Below are 19,342 nucleotides of genomic sequence, written 5' to 3'. Positions count from 1 at the left end.
CCGCCGCGGCGGCCGTGGGGGAGGGGGCGGGGGGCGCGGTGGCGGGGGTACGAGGATCGGCGCCGTTGCCGGTCTCGGACATGCGGGCTCCTCACGAGGGGGAAGGGGGTCGGATCACGTCGTGCACGCGCAGTACTTCGGTGATGCCGCGTTCGGCCAGCCGGACCGGGTCCCCGGCGTGCTCCTCCAGGACCACGGCGGGGCGCACCCCCCGCGCCGCCAGCACCGCCCAGGCCTCGAAGAACGCGCCCCCCGGGGCGCAGGCCGCCCGCCCGGGAGCCGCCTCGTCCGTCCCGGTCCCGCCCGCGTCCAGGGCGAGCGCGGTGGACCGTACGGCGGGGCGGTGCTCCCGGCCCCGCCAGGCCCCGGCGATCCGGGCGACTGCGGTCCCGACGGGCTTGGTGCGGCGGTCGTTGGTGAGCAGCCCGAGGCCGTACTCCAGCTCCGGGAAGTCCGCGAGCTCCCTGGACACGTCGTGCGAGCACCACCAGGTGACGCCCCACAGGTCCGGGCAGTCCAGCGCGGCGGCCACGGTGGCCTCGGTGAACCGCGCCGCGTGCTCGGGCGGGACCAGCGGGGCGGGCGCCCCGACCTCCTGGAGCCACACCGGGCGGCGCGGGTCCGCGGCCCAGGCCTTGGACAGCTCGATCAGGTACGCGGCGTGGTGCTCGGTGGCCGCCCCGTTGCGGCCGTGGCGCTGCGCGGTGCCGTTGAACACCCACGAGTGCACGGCGGTGGCCCCGCCGAGCCGGGCCGCCTGGGCGGGCGTGAAGGGGTGGCCCTCCCGGTACCAGGCGGCGTCGTACTCGGCGTGCAGGTGCAGCCGTCCCGGCGCGCCCCGCTCGCAGGCGGCGAGCATCCGTCCCAGCCAGCGGGCGGCCTGCGCCGGGGTGATCCGGTCGGGGTCGGGGTGGGGGGCGTCGGAGAACTGGTTGATCTCGTTGCCGACGGTCATGCCCAGGAAGTTGGGCCGGTCGGCGAGGGCGGCGGCCAGGGTGCGCAGGTACTCCTCCTGTCCGGCCACGACCTCCGGGTCGGTGAAGATGCCGCGCCGGTGCCAGGTCCCGGTCCAGGCGGGCAGGAAGTCGAAGCTGGACAAGTGCCCCTGGAGACCGTCCACGTTGACGTCGAGGCCGCGCTCGGCGGCCGCGTCGGCGAGCGCCACGAGCTGTTCGACGGCACGCGGCCGGATCAGGGTGCGGTTCGGCTGGAACACCGGCCACAGGGGGAACACCCGCACATGGTCCAGACCGAGCGCGGCGATGGAGTCGAGGTCGGCCCTGACCTCGTCGAGGTCGAAGTCCAGCCAATGGTGGAACCAGCCCCGGGTCGGGGTGTAATTCGCGCCGAAACGCAGGGTTCGGGGGGCCGCCTGGTGCATGAAAGGTCCTGGAGTTCAGGGGAATTCACCGGATGCGCATAAGCTGCCGCGCCCCGTCGGGGAAGTCAACAGGGCCTTCGCGGCCGCCATTCCGATCACCGCGCGTGCGGTGTTGCTTAAGCGCTTCAGTCCCGTTGACAGAAGGGATGTGAGTGAGGAACCTGAGTGCGCTAATGCGGTTTAGTTGATTTGCCTTCGGTCGCGCGAGGAAGGGTGCACAAATGGACAGCGGTATTTCGGTCACGTCCGTGACCACCCCGGCCCTTTTCGTCGGCCCGTCCGCATCCCCCGCGCAGGCGGTACGGATCCGCGTCCGCAGGCGCCGCCCCGCCGGCCCTTTGCACGTCACCGTGCGCGGCCCCGGCCTGCGCACCCCGCACCCCCGCCTGCTGCGCGCCGACACCGCCGAGGAGTGCGCCGGCGAGGCCGCCTGGTCCACCGTCGAGGTCGGCGTCCACACCGGCGGTGCACCGCCCGGCAGCCAAATCCCGGCCACCGCCCGCGTCACCACCCCCGACGGACGGACCCTGGCCGAGCTGCCGTTCACCCTCACCGTCGCCGAACCCGGCTGGACCGTACGCCTCGTCCCGCACTTCCATTACGACCCCCTGTGGTGGAACACCCAGGCCGCCTACACCGCCCTGTGGGACGCCCCGCCCGCACCCGGCGCGCCCCGGCCCGCCTGGGAGTACGTCGGAGTCCCCGCCTTCACCCTGGTCCCGCTCCACCTCCAACAGGCCCGCGACGATCCCGCGTACCGCTTCGTCCTCTGCGAGACCGACTACCTCAAGCCGTACTGGGACGCCCACCCCGAAGACCGCGCCGAACTGCGCGCCCTGATCGCCGAGGGCCGCCTGGAGATCGTCGGAGGCACCTACAACGAGCCCTCCACCACCCTCACCTCCGCCGAGAGCACCGTCCGCAGCGCCGTCCACGGCCTGGCCCTGCACCGCGCCACCCTCGGCGCCGACCCGCGCACCGCCTGGCAGCTCGACGTGTTCGGCCACGACCCCTCCTTCCCCGCCCTGATGGCCGGCTGCGGACTCGACTCCGCCGTCCTCGCCCGCGGCCCCCACCACCAGTGGGGCCCGATGATGGACGCCTGGGGCGAGGCCCTGCGGCCGCCCGCCGCGATGCAACTGCCCGCCGAGTACGAGTGGATCGCGCCGAGCGGCGAGGGTCTGCTGCTGCACTACCTGCCCGCGCACTACTCCGCCGGCTGGCCCTCCCACCGGGCGCCGGACGCCGAAGCCGCCGCCGAACGGCTGCTGGAGCTCTACGAACTGCTGCGCCCCGCCGCCGCCACGAAGAACGTCTTGATCCCGATGGGCACCGACTTCTCCTGGCCGCACCGCTGGGGCCTGGACGTCCGGCACGCCTGGAACCGCCGTTACCGCTGGCCGCGCATGGAACACTCCGGGCCGCGCGCCCACTTCGACGCCGTCCGGGCCGAACTCGCCGCACGGGGTGAGCGGCCGCTGCCCGTGACCCGGGAGATGGGCCCCGTCTACACCGGCAAGGACGTCAGCTACGCCGATGTGAAACAGGCCCACCGCGCCGCCGAGAACCTCCTGGAGCAGGCCGAGGCCTTCGCCGCGCTCGCCTGCGCCGAGGGGCTGCTGACCCACCCGGGCCACACCCTCGCCAAGGCGTGGCGGCACCTGCTGCACGCCGCCCACCACGACGCCGTCACCGGGACCTTCTCCGACCAGGTCTACCTGGACCTCCTGCCCACCTGGCGGGAGGCCCACGAACTGGCCGACGCCGTACGGGAGGAGGCGCTGGCCGCGCTCACCGCCGCCGCCGACACCCGCGGTCCCGGCCCGCTCGCCGTGACCGTGCACAACCCGCTGTCGTGGACCCGGACCGATCTCGTGCGGACCCGGGTGGACCTGGCCGCGGTGGGGCTGACCGGTGACGGGGCCGCCCGCCTGGCCGTGCTCGACGCCGAGGGACGCGCCGCCGCCGTCCACCTGGAGGCCGTGCGGGGCGGGGACGCGCACGTGGTCTTCCTCGCCGCGGACGTGCCCCCGCTCGGCCACCGCACCTGGTGGCTGGCGGCCTCGCCGGAGCCGCTCTCCGGCGGGTGGGGGCCCGCGGCCGGGACCGCGATCGACAACGGCCTCTTCCGCGCCGAGGCGGACCCGCAGCGCGGCGGCGGCCTCACCCGGGTGCTCCACCGGCGCACCGGCCAGGAGATCCTCACCCCCGGTGAGGTGGACGAGCTGGTCGTCCAGGAGGAGCACGCGCAGCACCCGTACTTCGGCGAGGGGCCCTGGCACCTGCTGCCCAAGGGGCCCGGCACCGGTTCGGGCGGCGCGCCCGCGCGGTCCTGCCGGGTGGAACGGGGGCCGCTGGGCTCGCGCATCGTCTCCGAGGGGCGGACCGGTCCCGTCCGCTGGACCCGCGTGACCACCCTGTGGGACGGCCTGGACCGCGTCGAGCTGACCACCCGCGTCGACTTCGAGGGCAGCGACACGCTGCTGCGGCTGCGGATACCCGCCGACGTGCCCGGGGCGCTGCCGGTCGCGGAGACCGCCGCCGCGGCCGTCGGGCGCGGCTTCGCCTTCCCGGAGGCGGATGCCGGGGCCGACCACACCCGGGCGCCGTGGACCCTGGACAGCGCCTGCCTGAACTGGTTCGCCCTGTCGGCCCCCATGACCGGTCCCGGAGACTGCGCCGACGCGGGCGGTGCCGGGGCCGGTGGTGCCGGTGCCCGTGCCCGTGCCGGTGCCGGTGGTGACTGCGCCGGCGGTGCCGGCCGGGCGTTGGGGGCCTGCGAGATCGTGCTGCCGGAGGGTGCGGCTCCGCCCGGCCTGCGGGAGCTCGTCACCGCCCTGGGCCGCCTCGGCGTCACGGCCACCCCGACCCGGCCCGGCGGGCCGCGCTGGGGCGACCTCGCGGTGGACAGCAGCCTGCCGGACTTCCGCATCGCGCTCGGGGGCCCCGGGCGGAACCCCTTCACGGCGACGGTGCTGGCCTCGGCCGGTCCCGCGTACGGGCGTGCGCTACGGGAACACGCGCGGGCCTGGATCCCCGCCCGGGCCCCGCTGCGGGAACTGTGGGTTCCCGGCTGCGACCTGACCGGCCCGCGCGACCTGCCGGTGCTCGTGCACACCGGGCCGCCCGGGCGGCTGGCCGGGGGCCTGACCACGACGGGCCGCCTGGTTCCACCGCCGCCGGCCCACCCGGGGGACCGGCCCGGGGGCCGGCCTGGAGACCGCGCCGGGGGCCTGACCACGACGGGCCGCCTGGTTCCACCGCCGCCGGCCCTCGCCGGGGTCCGGCCCGGGGGCCGGCCTGGAGACCGCGCCGGGGGCCTGACCACGACGGGCCGCCTGGTTCCACCGCCGCCGGCCCTCGCCGGGGACCTACTCGGGGACCGGCCTGGAGACCCCGCCGGGGACCGGCCGCAAGAGCACGCCGAAGACCCCGCCGGGGACCGGCCGCAAGAGCACGCCGAAGACCCCGCCGGGGACCGGCCCGGAGCCCCCGCCGGGGACCAGCCCGAAGTCCACGCCGGGGACTGCCCCGGAGCCGTCGCACGGTCCGCGGCAGCCGCCGGGGCCCCGATGGCCGGGCCCCGCGAAGTGCCGTACGCGGGGCGGACGGTCGGGGTCCTCGTACGGGGGACGCCCAGCTTCGCGATCGACACCCGGGGCCGCCTCCACAGCACCCTGCTGCGCTCCTGCACCGGCCGCCCCAGCGGGGAGTGGATGGACCCGCCCCGCCGCACCGCCCCCGACGGCAGCTCCTTCCAGCTCCAGCACTGGACCCACGTCTTCGAACACGCCCTGGTCGCCGGCCACGGAGACTGGCGGGAAGCCGATCTGCCGCGCCGCGGGCGGGAGTTCAACAAGCCGCTGACCGCCGTGACGGCCGCCCCGGGCCCCGGGCCGCGTCCGCCCGCCCGGTCCCTCCTCGCCGTGGAACCGGCCGACCGGATCCTCGTCGAGGCGGTGAAGAGGGCCGAGGGCGGCGCGGACCTCGCCGTCAGGCTCCGCGAGACCCACGGCCGCCCGGCCTTCCCGGTCGTGACCCGGTCGCCGGAGCCGGCGGGCGGCGCCGTCGAAGCCGACCTCCTGGACCGGCCGCGGGGCCCCTTCGGCGGACGCGTCGACGGCGCCGCCACGACCACCCTGCTGCTCCCCACCCGCTCGGGCATGCCCGAGCGCGCCGGCGAACGCGAGCCGATCCAGCCCGTGTTCAGCCGCTACTGGCTCCAACACCGGAACGGCCCCGCTCGGTGACGCCCCCTGGACGGTGACCTGCCGGGGCACCCCCGCCGACGCCACCGTCACCGTGGCCGCGCACGGAGCCGCYGCGGGCCCCGTCACCCTGGAGATCCGCGCCCCCGACGGCTGGCGGCCCGCCTGGACCCGCCGCACCCTGGAGCTCCCGCCGGGCGGCCACGCCCGGATCCCCCTCACCGTGCTGCCCGACCCCGGCGCGGCCCCGGGGGAGCACCTGGTCCGGGTCCTCGCCGCCACCCCGGAGGGGGAGTTCGAGGACGCCCTCACCGTCACCGTCCCCGGCGGCCCGGTGCCCGCCCGGCTCTGGGTCCGGGCCATCGGGCCCGCGGTCACCGTGGCCCCGGGCGCGCGGGTCCGCGTACGGGTCCGGGTCGGCAGCACCGGGATCCGCAGCGCCCTCACCGGTACCGCGTACCTCGCCTCCCCGTACGGCACCTGGCGGACCGCCGGGCCCGCCGCGCAGCCCCTGTGCGTGCGGCCGGACCGTCCCGCCGAGCCCTCGTTCGAGATCGCCCCGCCCCTCACCACCGCCCCCGGGAGGTACTGGGTGGCGGTGAAGGCGGCCTGTCAGGGCAGGATCGCGTACGGTCCGCCCATCGCAGTCCACGTCACCGAGGGATGAGGCAGGCATGGCCCGCAGACCCACCATCAAGGACATCGCCCGCCGGGCCGGAGTGTCGGAGAGCGCCGTCTCCTTCGCGCTCAACGGCCGCCCCGGGGTGTCCGAGCAGACCCGTGCCCGGGTCCGCCGGGTCGCCGAGGAGCTCGGCTGGCAGCCCAACAGCGCGGCCCGTGCCCTGTCCGGCGAGCGCTCCGGCGCCGTGGGCCTGGTCCTGGCCCGTCCCGCGCACACCCTCGGCGTCGAATCCTTCTTCCTCCAACTGGTCTCCGGCATCCAGGAGGTGCTCGCCGCCGAACGGATCGCGCTGCTCTTCCAGGTGGTCGAGGACATCGACGCCGAATGCGCCGTCCACCGACGCTGGTGGGCCGAACGCCGCGTGGACGGGGTCCTCGTCGTGGACCCGCGTACGAGCGATCCGCGCCCTGAACTCCTCGCCGGACTCGGCCTGCCCGCGGTCCTGATCGGCGGCGACGGCGACGGCGACGGCGACGGCGACGGCGGCGGGGGCGAAGGCGGGGGCGGCGGGGGCGGCGGACATCCGTCCGTGTCCCGCGTCTGGGCCGACGACTCCCGCGCCATGACCGAGGTCCTGGACCACCTCTACGGGCTCGGCCACCGCCGCATCGTCCACATCGCGGGCCTGCCCGGCCTGGCCCACACCGCCCGGCGCATCGCCGCGCTGCGCGCCGAGGCCGAACGGCTCGGACTTCCGGCGGGGCAGGTGCGTTCCGTGTCCACCGACTACTCCGACACCGAGGGCGCGGCCGCCACCCGCCGGGTCCTCGCCGAACCGGAGCCGCCCACCGCCCTCGTCTACGACAACGACGTGATGGCGGTGGCCGGCAGCGCCGTCGCCGCCGAGCTGGGCATCCCCGTCCCCGGCCGGCTCTCGATCGTGGCCTGGGACGACTCCGCCCTGTGCCGGGTCACCCACCCCCGACTGACCGCCCTGGTCCGCGACACCGCCGGATTCGGCCGGCTCGCCGCCGAGGAACTCCTGGCCGTCCTCGCCGGTGGTCCGCCCCGCGCCCGGGAGAGCGAGCTGCCCCGGCTCGAACCCCGCGAGAGTACGTCCCCGCCACCGGCCGCATACTGAAATCCGACCCTTCTCAGGAGCGCCCACCGTGACCAGCCCCACCTCAGCCTTCCCCGCGCCCCGCACCGTCGCCACGGCCACCGGACCGACCGTGGCGATCGACATCGGCGGCACGAAGATCGCCGGGGCCCTGGTCCACCCCGACGGCACCATGACCGCCGCCACCCGCCGCCCGACCCCGCGCGCCGGCGACGCCGAAGCGGTCATGGCGGCCGTCGGCGAGGTCCTCGCGGACCTGTCCGGAGCCCCGATGTGGGAGCAGGCCGTACGGTGCGGCATCGGCAGCGCGGGCCCGGTGGACACGTCCCGGGGCACGGTGAGCCCGGTCAACATCGGCGCCTGGCGCGGTTTCCCCGTCCAGGACCGGGTCGCCGCCGAACTGCGGGCGCGCGGTGCCCGGATCCCGGTCGTCCTGGCGGGCGACGGCGTGGCGATGACGGCCGCGGAACACTGGCTCGGCGCGGCCCGGGGACACGCCAACGCCCTGTGCATGGTGGTCTCCACCGGTGTAGGYGGCGGCCTGATCCTGAACAACCAGCTCCACACCGGCCCCACCGGCAACGCCGGTCACATCGGCCACATCAGCGTCGCCTTCGACGGGGAGCCCTGCGCCTGCGGAGGCCGCGGCTGCGTCGAATCCCTGGCCTCGGGCACCGCCATCGCCCGCTGGGCCCGGGAGCAGGGCTGGACCGGCCCCGACCCGACGGCGGCCGGCGTGGCCGCCTCCGCCGAAGCCGGCGACCCGGTGGCCCTGGCCGCCTTCGACCGGGCCGGCCGCGCCCTGGCGGCCGCCATCGCCGCCACCGCGACCCTGGTCGAGACCGACATCGCCGTCATCGGAGGCGGGGTCGCCGCCAGCGGGGACACCCTCTTCGAACCGGTCCGGCGCCACCTGGCCTCGTACGCGACCCTGTCCTTCGTCCGGGACCTGCGGGTCGTCCCGGCCGCACTGGGCACCCACGCCGGGCTGATCGGGGCGGCCGCCGCCGCGATGATGCTGCTGCCCGGCGGCGGCGCTACGGCTTGACCGAGCGGTAGTACCGCCGGGCCCCCTCGTGCAGGTCCAGCGGGTCCGTGTAGATCGCCGTCCGCAGGTCCACCAGTTGCGCCGCGTGCACCTCGTGGCCGATCCGGTCGCGGCTGAGGATCACCGTGCGGGTGAACTGCTCCGTCAGCGCCTCGCTGGTGTCCTCACGGGTCACCAGCAGGTTCGGCACGGCCAGGGTGGCCACCGAGGAGGTGTTGCGGGCCCGCGCGTACGCGTCCTGCGGCATCACGGCAGGGCGGTAGTACCGGGCGGGGCTCCCACTGGCCTGGAGCCTCTCCACCAGGTCGCCCAGCTGCACGAGCCGGATGTCGAAACGCTCCGACAGCTCGCGCACCGCGTTCGTCGGCAACCCGCCCGACCAGAAGAAGGCGTCGATACGGCCCGCTTCCAACTCCGCCGGCATGGTGTCGATGCCGATCGAGACCGGCGTGATGTCCTTCGCCGGGTCCAGCTTCGCCGCCGTCAGCAGCCGCTCCGATATCAGCCGGACCCCCGAACCGTCCTGGCCCACGGCGACCCGCTTGCCGCGCAGGTCGCGGGTCGACTGCACGGGGGAGCCGGCGGGCACCACCAGCTGCACGTAGTCGTCGTAGAGCCGGGCGACCCCGCGCAGCCGCGACGCGCCCGGTCTGCCGTCCAGCCGGTACTTGGACACCGCGTCCGCCGTCGCCACGGTGAAGTCGGCCTTCCCGTCGGCCACCCGCTGGAGGTTCTGCTGCGATCCCTCACTGGTCTCCAGCCGGACCTTGACCCCGGGCAGATCGCTCGCGAGCGCCTGCTCCAGCAGCTGGCCGTAGCGGTGGTAGACGCCCGTACGGACGCCCGTGCTGAAGGTCAGCTCCCCCTTCAGCTCCGGCTGCCCGAAGGGGTTCAGCCACCAGAGCAGCGCCGCGAGCACACCGACCACGGCGACCAGGCCCTGGAGGGCGCGGCGCCGGGAGATACGGGGAGGTACGCGGAACATGCGGGCGATCCTGCCACCCGCCCGGCGTCCTGTCACGGGCCGCCCGCCCCGCCCCCTCCCGGGCCCCCGCCCACCGCGGCCGGCCCGCCGTGTCGTGCCCCCTCCACGCTCCGCCGCCCCGGACGCGCGCGCGGCACCGCTTCCGCCCGGCAGGGGCCGTCCCTTCGCCGCACCGCCCGGGATCAGCGGGGGGCCGGGTTGCGGGGTGACCCCGGACGGTCGGCGGCCGGACGGTCGGCGGCCGGCAGGGCACCCCGTAGGAGCGTCAGGAGCTTGCGGGCCGCCGGTCCCGACGGGCCGTCGGTGCGCCAGGCCAGGGCCACCCGCCCGCTCAGCTCCGGGTCGGTGATCCGCAGCGCGCGCAGCCCCGGTCCGGCGCCCGACTCCGCGCCGGCCGGGATCACCGCCACCCCCAGGCCCCGCGCGGCGAGCCGGGCCAGCACCGCCGGCACGGCCGCCTCGAAGTCGACCCGGGGGGTGAACCCGGCCTCGGCGCAGGCCCGCTCCAGCACCCCCCGCAGCCCCGTGCCGCGCGGCAGGCCGATCAGCGCGCGCCCGCGCAGCGCCCCCAGCGGGATCCCGCCGTCCACCGCCGCGCGGACCAGGGGATCGTCGGCCCGTACCGCCGCCACCAGGGGTTCGTCGAGCAGCAGCCGGCACGAGATGCCGGCCGGCGGATCCCCGCCCAGCCCGACCACCGCCAAGTCCAGCGTTCCGGCCCGCAGAGCCGCCAGCATCCGCTCGGAGGTGTCCTCGGCCAGGGAGATCTCCACCTGGGGGTGCGCGTCGTGGAAGTTCCCGAGCAACGCGACCATGTCGAACGCCCCCACCGAGACGCCCGCCGCCCCCGGGATCAGCCCGAGCGCCACCCGCCCCCGCAGCAGCCCGGAGAAGGCGTCGGCCGTCTGCCGGATCCCCTCCACCGCCGCCAGCGCGGCCCGCGCGTAGCCGAGTACCGCCTCGCCCGCCTCCGTCGGCGTGACCCGCCGGCCGGACCGGTCGAGCAGCCGCTGCCCGAGCTCCCGCTCCAGCTGTGCGATCTGCGCGCTCACCCCCGGCTGCGACACGTGCAGCCGCGCCCCCGCCCGGGTGAACCCGCCCTCCTCCACCACCGCGACGAAGTACCGCAGCTGAGACAGTTCCATAACGACAGATTCTAGATCGCAGAAGGGTCCACTCTTGGACTTATGGCGGCCCTCCCGCCCACCCTGGATCCATGAGCCCTGCCGCCGCCCCGTCCGCCGCCGTCCTCCGTGCCACAGCCGCCGAACGCCGCGAGCTGGCCGACGTACTCGACACCCTCACCCCCGCGCAGTGGGACGCCCCCTCCCTGTGCGCGGGCTGGGGCGTCCGTGAGGTCGCCGCCCACATGTCGCTCGGCTTCCGCACCTCCCTGCCCGGCTTCGCCGCCGAACTCCTCAAGGCGCGCGGCAGCCTCCACCGGATGACCGACCGCACCGCCCGCCGCGACGCGGCCGCCTTCACGACGGGCCAGCTCGCCGCCCTGCTCCGCGACCACGCCCACCACCCCTGGAAGCCCCCGGCCGGCGGCCCCACCGCGGGCCTCGCGCACGACGTCGTCCACGGCCTCGACATCACCGTCGCCCTCGGCCACCCGCGCCGTGTCCCCGAGGACCGGCTGCGCCTCCTGCTGGACGCCGTCACCCCGCGCGGCCTGCGCTTCTTCGGCGCGGACCTGACCGGCATCCGGCTGTGTGCCGACGACCTCGACTGGTCCCACGGCAGCGGCGACCCCGTCCACGGCCGGGCCCAGGACCTGCTGCTCGTGCTCTTCGGCCGCCGCCTTCCGGCTGGCACGCTGAACGGGGGGCCGGAGGGCTCCCGGGTACCACCTACCCTTGTTGCATGACCAGCAGCAGCGACCGGAGCCCGGCAGTGGACCCCAAGGGAACTTACGAGGTGCGCACCTACGGGTGCCAGATGAACGTGCACGACTCCGAGCGACTCTCCGGTCTGCTGGAGGACGCGGGTTACGTCCGCGCGCCCGAGGGCTGCGACGGCGACGCCGACGTCGTCGTCTTCAACACCTGCGCCGTCCGCGAGAACGCCGACAACAAGCTCTACGGCAACCTCGGCCGCCTCGCCCCGATGAAGACGAAGCGCCCCGGCATGCAGATCGCCGTCGGCGGCTGCCTCGCCCAGAAGGACCGCGACACGATCACCAAGCGCGCCCCCTGGGTCGACGTGGTCTTCGGTACGCACAACATCGGCAAGCTGCCCGTCCTGCTGGAGCGCGCCCGCGTCCAGGAGGAGGCCCAGGTCGAGATCGCCGAGTCGCTGGAGGCCTTCCCCTCCACCCTCCCGACCCGCCGCGAGTCCGCGTACGCCGCCTGGGTCTCGATCTCCGTCGGCTGCAACAACACCTGCACCTTCTGCATCGTCCCGGCGCTGCGCGGCAAGGAGGAGGACCGCCGTCCCGGCGACATCCTCGCCGAGGTCGAGGCGCTGGTCGCCGAGGGCGTCTCCGAGATCACCCTGCTCGGCCAGAACGTCAACGCGTACGGTTCCGACCTCGGCGACCGCGAGGCCTTCAGCAAGCTGCTGCGCGCCTGCGGACAGATCGAGGGCCTGGAGCGGGTCCGCTTCACCTCCCCGCACCCGCGCGACTTCACCGACGACGTGATCGCCGCCATGGCCGAGACCCCGAACGTGATGCCGCAGCTCCACATGCCGATGCAGTCCGGCTCCGACCCGATCCTCAAGGCGATGCGCCGGTCCTACCGGCAGGAGCGTTTCCTCGGGATCATCGAGAAGGTCCGCGCCGCGATCCCGCACGCCGCGATCTCCACCGACATCATCGTGGGCTTCCCCGGCGAGACGGAGGAGGACTTCCAGCAGACCATGCACGCCGTGCGCGAGGCCCGCTTCGCGAACGCCTTCACCTTCCAGTACTCCAAGCGCCCCGGCACCCCGGCCGCCGACATGGAGGGCCAGATCCCCAAGGAGGTCGTCCAGGACCGCTACATGCGCCTGGTCGCCCTCCAGGAGGAGATCTCCTGGGAGGAGAACAAGAAGCAGGTCGGCCGCACCCTGGAGGTCATGGTCGCCGAGGGCGAGGGCCGCAAGGACGGTGCCACCGCCCGCCTCTCCGGCCGCGCCCCCGACAACCGCCTGGTGCACTTCACCAAGCCGGACGAGGACGTGCGCCCCGGCGACGTTGTGACCGTCGAGATCACCTACGCCGCCCCGCACCACCTCCTCGCCGAGGGGCCGACCCGCGAGGTGCGCCGCACCCGGGCCGGCGACGCCTGGGAGAAGCGCAACGCCGCCCCGGCGCAGCCCGCCGGCGTCATGCTCGGCATCCCCACCCTCGGCGTCCCGGCGCCGCTGCCGGTCGCCACGTCGGGCTGCGCGATCGACTGAGTCCCACCCGAGGCCGTCCGGGCCGGGCCCTCGGCCGTCCGGGCTCTCACCGGCCCGGCTCCCACCCCCGGCTCCCACTCCCGGCTCCCGCCGGCCCGGGTCCGGCTCGGCCCCGGCCCGGGGCCGGTCTGGCCCGACCTGCGGGGAACCCCTAGGCTGCGGATCATGCTCGTAGCCGCCGCCGTCTGCCCCGCACCGCCGCTCCTCGTGCCGGAGGTCGCCGCGGGCGCCGCCGCCGAACTGCGCGACGCCCGTACCGCCTGCTCCGACGCGCTCGCCGTGCTCGCCGCCTCCCGGCCCGACCTGCTGGTCGTGGTCGGGGCCGCCGACGCCGACCACGCCGGGCCCTACCCCCAGGGCTCCCGCGGCGGCTTCCACGCCTTCGGGGTCGACGCCGACGTCCGCCTCGGCGCGGGTGAGGAGGGGCCGCGGTTGCTGCCCGCCTCCCTGGCCGTCGGCGCGTGGCTGCTGGGCCGCGCCGGCTGGGGCGCCGCCCCCGTCGAGGGCCTCGGCGTGGCCGCCCCCGCCGCACCCGAGGAGTGCCTGCGCACCGGCCGGGAACTCGCCGCGCGCGACGCGCGCGTCGCGCTGCTCGTCATGGGCGACGGCAGCGCCTGCCGGACCCTGAAGGCCCCCGGATACCTCGACGAACGCGCCGCAGCCTTCGACGCCGCCGCCGGCCGGGCCCTCGGCGCCGCCGACACCGCGGCCCTGGCCGCCCTCGACCCCGCCCTCGCCGCCGAACTGCAGGCCGCCGGACGCGCCCCCTGGCAGGTCCTCGCGGGCGCGGCCGAGGACGCCGGTCTCGACGGCCGGCTGCTGTACGAGGACGCCCCCTACGGCGTCGGCTACTTCGTGGCCACCTGGTCCTGAGGCGGGGTCCCGGCACGCTCGACCCGGCACGACGAAGGGGCGCGGGACCGGTTCTCTCCCGGTCCCGCGCCCCTTTCCGTACGGTGCGTCAGGAAGCGGCCGGCGGCGTCGGCCCGCCGGGGGTGTCCTTGTGCGCGATCTTGCCCAGGGCGTCCTTCGCCTTGTCCGTGCCGGTCGTGATCCGGTCGCTGTACTTGCCGTGGGTCTTGGAGTCCACGGCCTTCGCGACCTTGTCCAGCCCCTCGCCGATCTTCCCCCCGTGCTGCTGCGCGAGATCGCCGACCTTGTCCTTGGCCGGAGCGAGCTTGGCCTTCAGATTGTCCAGCAGGCCCATGGGTCACCTTCCAGTGGCGTAGCTACTTGCGGGCGCCCTCGCCGGCCTCGCTGTCCGCGGCCGCCTCCGCCGACTGCTGCTTCGGAATCTCCACGGCTTCCGCCGCCGGAGCCTCCGTCGCGGAGGGTTCGGTCTTGGCCTCCTCGGCTTCCTCGGCCGCGGGTTCCGCCGGTTCCGTCACGGCCCCGGCCGCTGCGGAATCGGCCGAAGCCTCGTCCTTACGTCGACGAAACCGACTGAAAACGCCCATGTCTACTCCCATAACGCTACTCGTGCGGGTGAAGTTCCGCGTGGTCCGGCCCGGCCTCCGCCGGGCGTACGCCCGGCCCGAACCTCTTCAGGGCAACGACGCCCGCCGCGCCCCGTCACGTAACCCGATCGGGTACATGCCGTTCGGTTTGCGAGACTGTCCCGGTGAGGAATGCAGCCCCCGCCCCGCGGGTCATCGCCGTCGTCGGTCCCACCGCGGCCGGAAAGTCCGATCTGGGCGTCGCCCTGGCCCGACACTTCGACGGCGAGGTCGTCAACGCCGACTCCATGCAGCTGTACCGCGGGATGGACATCGGCACCGCCAAGCTGACGGTCGAGGAGCGCGGAGGGGTCCCCCACCACCTCCTCGACATCTGGGACGTCACCGAGACCGCCAGCGTCGCCGAGTACCAGCGCCTCGCCCGCGCCGAGATCGACAAGCTGCTCGCCGAGGGCCGCACCCCGGTCCTCGTCGGCGGGTCCGGCCTCTACGTCCGCGGCGCGCTCGACGCCATGGAGTTCCCCGGCACCGACCCCGGGGTACGGGCCCGGCTGGAGGAGGAGGCCACCCTGCGCGGCCCCGGCGCCCTGCACGCGCGCCTCGCCGCCGTCGACCCGGCGGCGGCCGCCGCGATCCTGCCCGGCAACACCCGCCGGATCGTCCGGGCCCTGGAGGTGATCGAGATCACGGGCAAGCCCTTCACCGCCAACCTGCCCGGCCACGAGTCGGTCTACGACACCGTCCAGATCGGCGTCGACGTGGCCCGGCCGGAGCTCGACGAGCGGATCGCGCTGCGCGTGGACCGGATGTGGGAGGCCGGGCTGGTCGACGAGGTCCGCGCCCTGGAGGCCCGGGGCCTGCGCGACGGGATCACCGCCTCCCGCGCCCTCGGCTACCAGCAGGTCCTGGCCGCCCTCGCGGGGGAGTGCACCGAGGAGGAGGCCAGGACCGAGACCGTCCGGGCCACCAAGCGCTTCGCGCGCCGCCAGGACTCGTGGTTCCGCCGCGATCCCCGCGTGCACTGGCTCAGCGGGGCCGCCGCGGACCGCGGGGAACTCGCCGGACTCGCGCAGTCGTTGGTCGAACGAGCGGTTACAGCCTGATCACGTGATGGCATCGGGAAGCCCCGTGCGCCCGTCCTGGGCCCAGGACCATGCCATCATCAAACTTCTGAACAGCGGCGTACGAAGTCCGAAGTGGGGAGGGCGCGTGGCTATGGAGGCCGGCCCTCGTGACACCGGGCGGGACGACACCAGACAGGAAGCGGACCCGATGCTTCACGGAGCCCCCGGCGGCCCCGCGGGGCCGGGCGGAACCGGCGGGTCCGTCGGCTCCGAAGCCCCGGAGTCCGTGGACGCTCCCGACGGCCTGGGTCTGCCCGCGGATCCCGCGCGGCTGACCCCGGACGGCCCGGACGCGCCCGAACCGGGCAGCGAGGACGCCTCCGGTCCCGCCGTCGAGGTCGAGCTGCGCCCGCAGCGCCGGCTGCGGATCTGGCAGATCGCCCCCATCGTGATGCTGGCCGCCGCCGGCTCCCTGATGTTCGCCTTCCCCCTCGCCTTCGAGTTCGGGGACGGCGGCGCCGTCGTCGCCATGCTCGGCTTCCTCATCAGCTCCTGCGCGGGCGGCTGGGGGATGATGGCCGCGCGCCGCGTCGGCTACACCTGGCCGGGGCTCCCGCCGCGCGGCAGCGGCCGCCGCCCCGACTGGCGGATGGCCGCGCTGTACGCGCTGGTCGCGCTGGCCGTCGTAGCGCTCGCGGTCTACCGGGTGGCGCGGCTGCGCTAGGCCCGCCGCGCCGGGGCGGACGTCCCTGCGCCGCTGACACCTCGCTGACCTGCTCCGGCCGGGCCCGGGGGCGCTCGGTACGATGGGCGGGTGACGCACACCACCCTCTCCTTCCTCAAGGGCCACGGGACCGAGAACGACTTCGTGATCGTCCCGGACCCGGACAACGCCATCGAGCTGCCGGCGAGCGCCGTCGCCGCCCTGTGCGACCGGCGCGCCGGCATCGGGGCCGACGGTGTGCTCCACGTGGTGCGCTCCGCCGCCCACCCCGACGCGGCACACCTGGCCGACCGTGCCGAGTGGTTCATGGACTACCGCAACAGCGACGGCTCCGTCGCCGAGATGTGCGGCAACGGCGTGCGCGTCTTCGCCCGCTACCTCCACCACGCCGGCCACGTCGAGCCCGGCGACCTCGCCGTGGCCACCCGGGGCGGCGTCAAGCAGGTCCACCTCGACAAGACCGGCGACGTCACCGTCTCCATGGGCCGCGCCGAACTCCCCGAGGGGGAGGTCACCGTCTCCGTCGGCGAGCACACCTGGCCCGCGCGGAACGTGAACATGGGGAACCCGCACGCGGTGGCGTTCGTTGAAAGCCTCGACCAGGCCGGAAACCTGTACAGCCCGCCGCCGTTCAGCCCCGCCTCCGCCTACCCCACCGGGGTCAACGTCGAGTTCGTCGTCGACCGCGGTCCCCGGCACGTCGCCATGCGCGTCCACGAGCGCGGCTCCGGCGAGACCCGCTCCTGCGGCACCGGCGCCTGCGCCGTCGCCGTGGCCGCCATCCGCCGTGACGGCGTCGACCCCGCCGTCACCGGCGAACCGGTCACGTACACCGTCGACCTGCCCGGCGGCACGCTCGCCATCACCGAGCACCCCGACGGGCGGATCGACATGACCGGACCGGCCGTCATCGTGGCCTCGGGGGAGTTCGAGGCGGCCTGGCTCAGCGAAACGGCCTTCGCCTGAAGATTCCCTCTCATGGGTGATCCGTTTCACGCTGAGCGAGAGGTGGACTGCGCCACGTGGTGGGGTCGGTAACATCAGGCACCGGCCCTGAGGGCTCACCCCATGCCCGCCACCGCCGGTCGAAGCCGTCGGAGGTGCCCATGAGTGCAGAGGCCACGAACCCCGAAGCACATGCCGAAGTGCGTCCTGAGCTGCGCAGACGTGGCCGGACCCGGCTGGATCTGCGCCGCCTGGGACGAGCCGCCCTGCTCGGGCCCGCGTCCCGGGACCGGCTTCCCGACGCCATCGGACACGTAGCAGAAGCGCACCGTGCCCACCATCCGGACGCCGATCTGTCCATTCTGCGGAGGGCCTACCTCCTCGCGGAGACCTCCCACCGCGGCCAGATGCGAAAAAGTGGTGAGCCGTACATCACACATCCGCTCGCCGTCACGCTCATCCTCGCCGAACTCGGCGCCGAGACAACCACCCTGACGGCCTCTCTCCTCCACGACACCGTCGAGGACACGGACGTGACCCTCGATCAGGTCCGCGCGGAGTTCGGCGACGAGGTCTGCTTCATCGTCGACGGGGTCACCAAGGTCGAGAAGATCGACTACGGCGCCGCCGCCGAACCGGAGACCTTCCGCAAGATGCTCGTCGCCACCGGCAACGACGTCCGCGTGATGTCCATCAAACTCGCCGACCGGCTGCACAACATGCGCACCCTCGGCGTGATGCGCCCCGAGAAGCAGGCCCGCATCGCCAAGGTCACCCGCGACGTCCTGATCCCCCTCGCCGAACGGCTCGGCGTCCAGGCCCTCAAGACCGAGCTGGAAGACCTCGTCTTCGCCATCCTCCACCCCGAGGAGTACGAGCACACCCGCGCGCTCATCGCCGCCCACTCCGGTGACGCCGACCCGCTCCCCGCCATCGCCGACTCCGTGCGCGCCGTCCTGCGCGACGCCGGCATCGCCGCCGAGGTACAGGTACGGCCGCGGCACTTCGTCTCCGTCCACCGCATCTCCCGCACCCGTGGCGAACTGCGCGGCTCCGACCTCGGCCGCATCCTCGTCCTCGTCGCCGAGAACGCCGACTGCTACGGGGTCCTCGGCGAACTGCACACCTGCTTCACCCCGGTCGTCTCGGAGTTCAAGGACTTCATCGCCGCCCCGAAGTTCAACCTCTACCAGTCCCTGCACACCGCCGTCGCCGTCCCCGAGGGGTACGTCGCCGAGGTCATCGTCCGCACCCGCCAGATGCACCGGGTCGCGGAGGCGGGCGTCGTCGCCCTCGGCAACCCGTACACCACCGGCACCCGGGCGGAAGCGGCGGACAGCGACGAGGAGCGCGTCGACCCCACCCGTCCGGGCTGGCTCTCCCGGCTCCTCGACTGGCAGCAGTCCGCGCCCGACCCGGACACCTTCTGGAGCGTGCTGCGCGCGGAGCTGGCCCAGGACCGTGAGATCACCGTGTTCCGCGAGGACGGGGACGCCACCGCCGCGATCAGCCTGCCCGCCGGGGCCAGCTGTATCGACGCCGCCTACGCCCAGTACGGCGAGGCGGCCCACGGCTGTATCGGCGCCCGGGTCAACGGGCGCCTCACCTCCCTGTCCTCCCCGCTCTCCGACGGGGACACCGTGCAGCTGCTGCTCGCCCACGACGCCTCCTCCGGGCCGGCCGCCGACTGGCTGGAGCACGCCCGGACCCCCGCCGCCCGGATCGCCATCGGCAGCTGGCTCGCGGCCCATCCCGACGGCGCCGGACCCGCCACCGCGGCCCCCCGGGCGCCGCTGTCCGTGACCGGGCTGCGGGGCGGAGGGGGCAACGCCGTCGCCGACCTCCCCGACGCCCACGTACGGCTCGCCGGCTGCTGCACTCCGGTGCCGCCCGACGCGGTCGCCGGGTTCGTCGTCCGGGGCGGGGCCGTCACCGTGCACCGGATCCACTGTCCGGCCGTGGACCAGATGCGTTCCGTGGGCCGCACCTCGGTCGCCGTGCACTGGCGGGCCACCGCGGACTGCCGCGTCACCCTGCTCGCTGAATCGTTCGGCCGCCCGCACCTGCTGGCCGATCTGACCGAGGCCATCGCCCGTCAGGGGGTCGAGGTGATCTCGGCCACCGTGGAGCCGCCGGTCGAGCAGCGGGTCCACCACTCCTACACGCTGCAACTGCCCGACGCGACGGGTCTGCCCGCCCTGATGCGCGCCATGCGGGACGTGCCGGGCGTCTACGACGTCAGCCGGGCCTGAGACTTCCGGGGGAAGGGCGGGGCCCGGGTCCTCGGATCCGGTGCGGCGCGGTGCGGCGTGAGGGGGCGTACGCCGGGGGAGCGAGCGGGGCGGCCAACGGCGGGCGCCACACGTTCGGGTGCCCCCGTCGCGCGTCGCTCGCCGGCCCGCGT

The 19,342-nt window shown here is 75.1% G+C and carries 16 protein-coding genes; 11 read left to right on the top strand and 5 right to left on the bottom strand.

From position 1 onward, the window contains the following. Positions 1-91 precede the first annotated feature (91 nt). Complete coding sequence (locus AB4039_RS13475) at positions 92-1,381, bottom strand: glycoside hydrolase 5 family protein (protein WP_442270811.1); 1,290 nt, start codon at positions 1,379-1,381, stop codon at positions 92-94. Positions 1,382-1,602: 221 nt separating this feature from the next. On the opposite strand from AB4039_RS13475, the gene AB4039_RS13470 reads away from it, so the two are divergent. Genes AB4039_RS13470 through AB4039_RS13455 form a run of 4 tightly spaced genes read left to right on the top strand, consistent with a single transcriptional unit; the run spans position 1,603 to position 8,379 of the window. Beyond that, the gene (locus AB4039_RS13470; RefSeq protein ID WP_442270810.1) at positions 1,603-5,631 is read left to right on the top strand and encodes a hypothetical protein; all 4,029 of its coding nucleotides are present in this window, start codon (positions 1,603-1,605) and stop codon (positions 5,629-5,631) included. 13 nt (positions 5,632-5,644) lie between these two features. Continuing rightward, the gene (locus AB4039_RS13465) at positions 5,645-6,256 is read left to right on the top strand and encodes an NEW3 domain-containing protein (protein WP_442270809.1); all 612 of its coding nucleotides are present in this window, start codon (positions 5,645-5,647) and stop codon (positions 6,254-6,256) included. A 7-nt stretch (positions 6,257-6,263) separates the two neighbouring features. Beyond that, a complete protein-coding gene (locus AB4039_RS13460; protein WP_442270808.1) occupies positions 6,264-7,352 on the top strand; it encodes a LacI family DNA-binding transcriptional regulator in 1,089 nt (362 codons plus the stop codon). Between the two features lie 28 nt (positions 7,353-7,380). Then, a complete protein-coding gene (locus tag AB4039_RS13455; RefSeq protein ID WP_442270807.1) occupies positions 7,381-8,379 on the top strand; it encodes an ROK family protein in 999 nt (332 codons plus the stop codon). Here AB4039_RS13455 and AB4039_RS13450 read toward each other — a convergent pair. Then, positions 8,369-9,364 carry a TAXI family TRAP transporter solute-binding subunit gene (locus AB4039_RS13450; RefSeq protein ID WP_266842789.1) on the bottom strand — a complete coding sequence of 332 codons (996 nt, stop codon included), beginning with the start codon at positions 9,362-9,364 and terminating at the stop codon, positions 8,369-8,371. The genes AB4039_RS13455 and AB4039_RS13450 overlap by 11 nt on opposite strands. A gap of 182 nt (positions 9,365-9,546) precedes the next feature. Beyond that, positions 9,547-10,509 carry a LysR family transcriptional regulator gene (locus AB4039_RS13445; protein WP_266842790.1) on the bottom strand — a complete coding sequence of 321 codons (963 nt, stop codon included), beginning with the start codon at positions 10,507-10,509 and terminating at the stop codon, positions 9,547-9,549. Between the two features lie 71 nt (positions 10,510-10,580). Between AB4039_RS13445 and AB4039_RS13440 the strand changes: the two genes are divergently transcribed. From AB4039_RS13440 to AB4039_RS13430, 3 genes are all read left to right on the top strand, one after another. Further along, a complete protein-coding gene (locus AB4039_RS13440) occupies positions 10,581-11,234 on the top strand; it encodes a maleylpyruvate isomerase family mycothiol-dependent enzyme (protein WP_266842791.1) in 654 nt (217 codons plus the stop codon). Continuing rightward, positions 11,231-12,748 carry a tRNA (N6-isopentenyl adenosine(37)-C2)-methylthiotransferase MiaB gene (miaB, locus tag AB4039_RS13435; RefSeq protein ID WP_266842793.1) on the top strand — a complete coding sequence of 506 codons (1,518 nt, stop codon included), beginning with the start codon at positions 11,231-11,233 and terminating at the stop codon, positions 12,746-12,748. The genes AB4039_RS13440 and miaB overlap by 4 nt, the downstream gene beginning before the upstream one ends. Before the next feature lie 165 nt (positions 12,749-12,913). Beyond that, positions 12,914-13,621 carry a hypothetical protein gene (locus tag AB4039_RS13430; protein ID WP_266842794.1) on the top strand — a complete coding sequence of 236 codons (708 nt, stop codon included), beginning with the start codon at positions 12,914-12,916 and terminating at the stop codon, positions 13,619-13,621. Positions 13,622-13,709: 88 nt separating this feature from the next. On the opposite strand, the gene AB4039_RS13425 is transcribed toward AB4039_RS13430, so the two are convergent. Beyond that, complete coding sequence (locus AB4039_RS13425; RefSeq protein ID WP_266842795.1) at positions 13,710-13,955, bottom strand: antitoxin; 246 nt, start codon at positions 13,953-13,955, stop codon at positions 13,710-13,712. 22 nt (positions 13,956-13,977) lie between these two features. Then, positions 13,978-14,205, bottom strand: a complete 228-nt coding sequence (locus tag AB4039_RS13420) for a gliding motility protein (RefSeq protein WP_266842796.1) — start codon at positions 14,203-14,205, stop codon at positions 13,978-13,980. Positions 14,206-14,369: 164 nt separating this feature from the next. Here AB4039_RS13420 and miaA point away from each other — a divergent pair, with 164 nt between their 5' ends. From miaA to AB4039_RS13400, 4 genes are all read left to right on the top strand, one after another. Then, complete coding sequence (gene miaA, locus AB4039_RS13415; RefSeq protein ID WP_266842798.1) at positions 14,370-15,308, top strand: tRNA (adenosine(37)-N6)-dimethylallyltransferase MiaA; 939 nt, start codon at positions 14,370-14,372, stop codon at positions 15,306-15,308. Positions 15,309-15,477: 169 nt separating this feature from the next. Continuing rightward, a complete protein-coding gene (locus AB4039_RS13410) occupies positions 15,478-15,993 on the top strand; it encodes a hypothetical protein (RefSeq protein WP_442270806.1) in 516 nt (171 codons plus the stop codon). 90 nt (positions 15,994-16,083) lie between these two features. Next, positions 16,084-16,959, top strand: coding sequence for a diaminopimelate epimerase (gene dapF, locus AB4039_RS13405; protein ID WP_266842802.1), 876 nt, complete (start codon positions 16,084-16,086; stop codon positions 16,957-16,959). 140 nt (positions 16,960-17,099) lie between these two features. After that, a complete protein-coding gene (locus AB4039_RS13400; RefSeq protein WP_266842804.1) occupies positions 17,100-19,190 on the top strand; it encodes an HD domain-containing protein in 2,091 nt (696 codons plus the stop codon). Positions 19,191-19,342 lie beyond the last annotated feature (152 nt).

This window comes from Streptomyces sp. M-16 (assembly GCF_052114405.1).
In the GTDB taxonomy this organism is placed as follows: Bacteria; Actinomycetota; Actinomycetes; order Streptomycetales; family Streptomycetaceae; genus Streptomyces.
The sequence above is the reverse complement of the archived record's forward strand: the minus strand, read 5'-3'. Positions and strand labels throughout refer to the sequence as shown.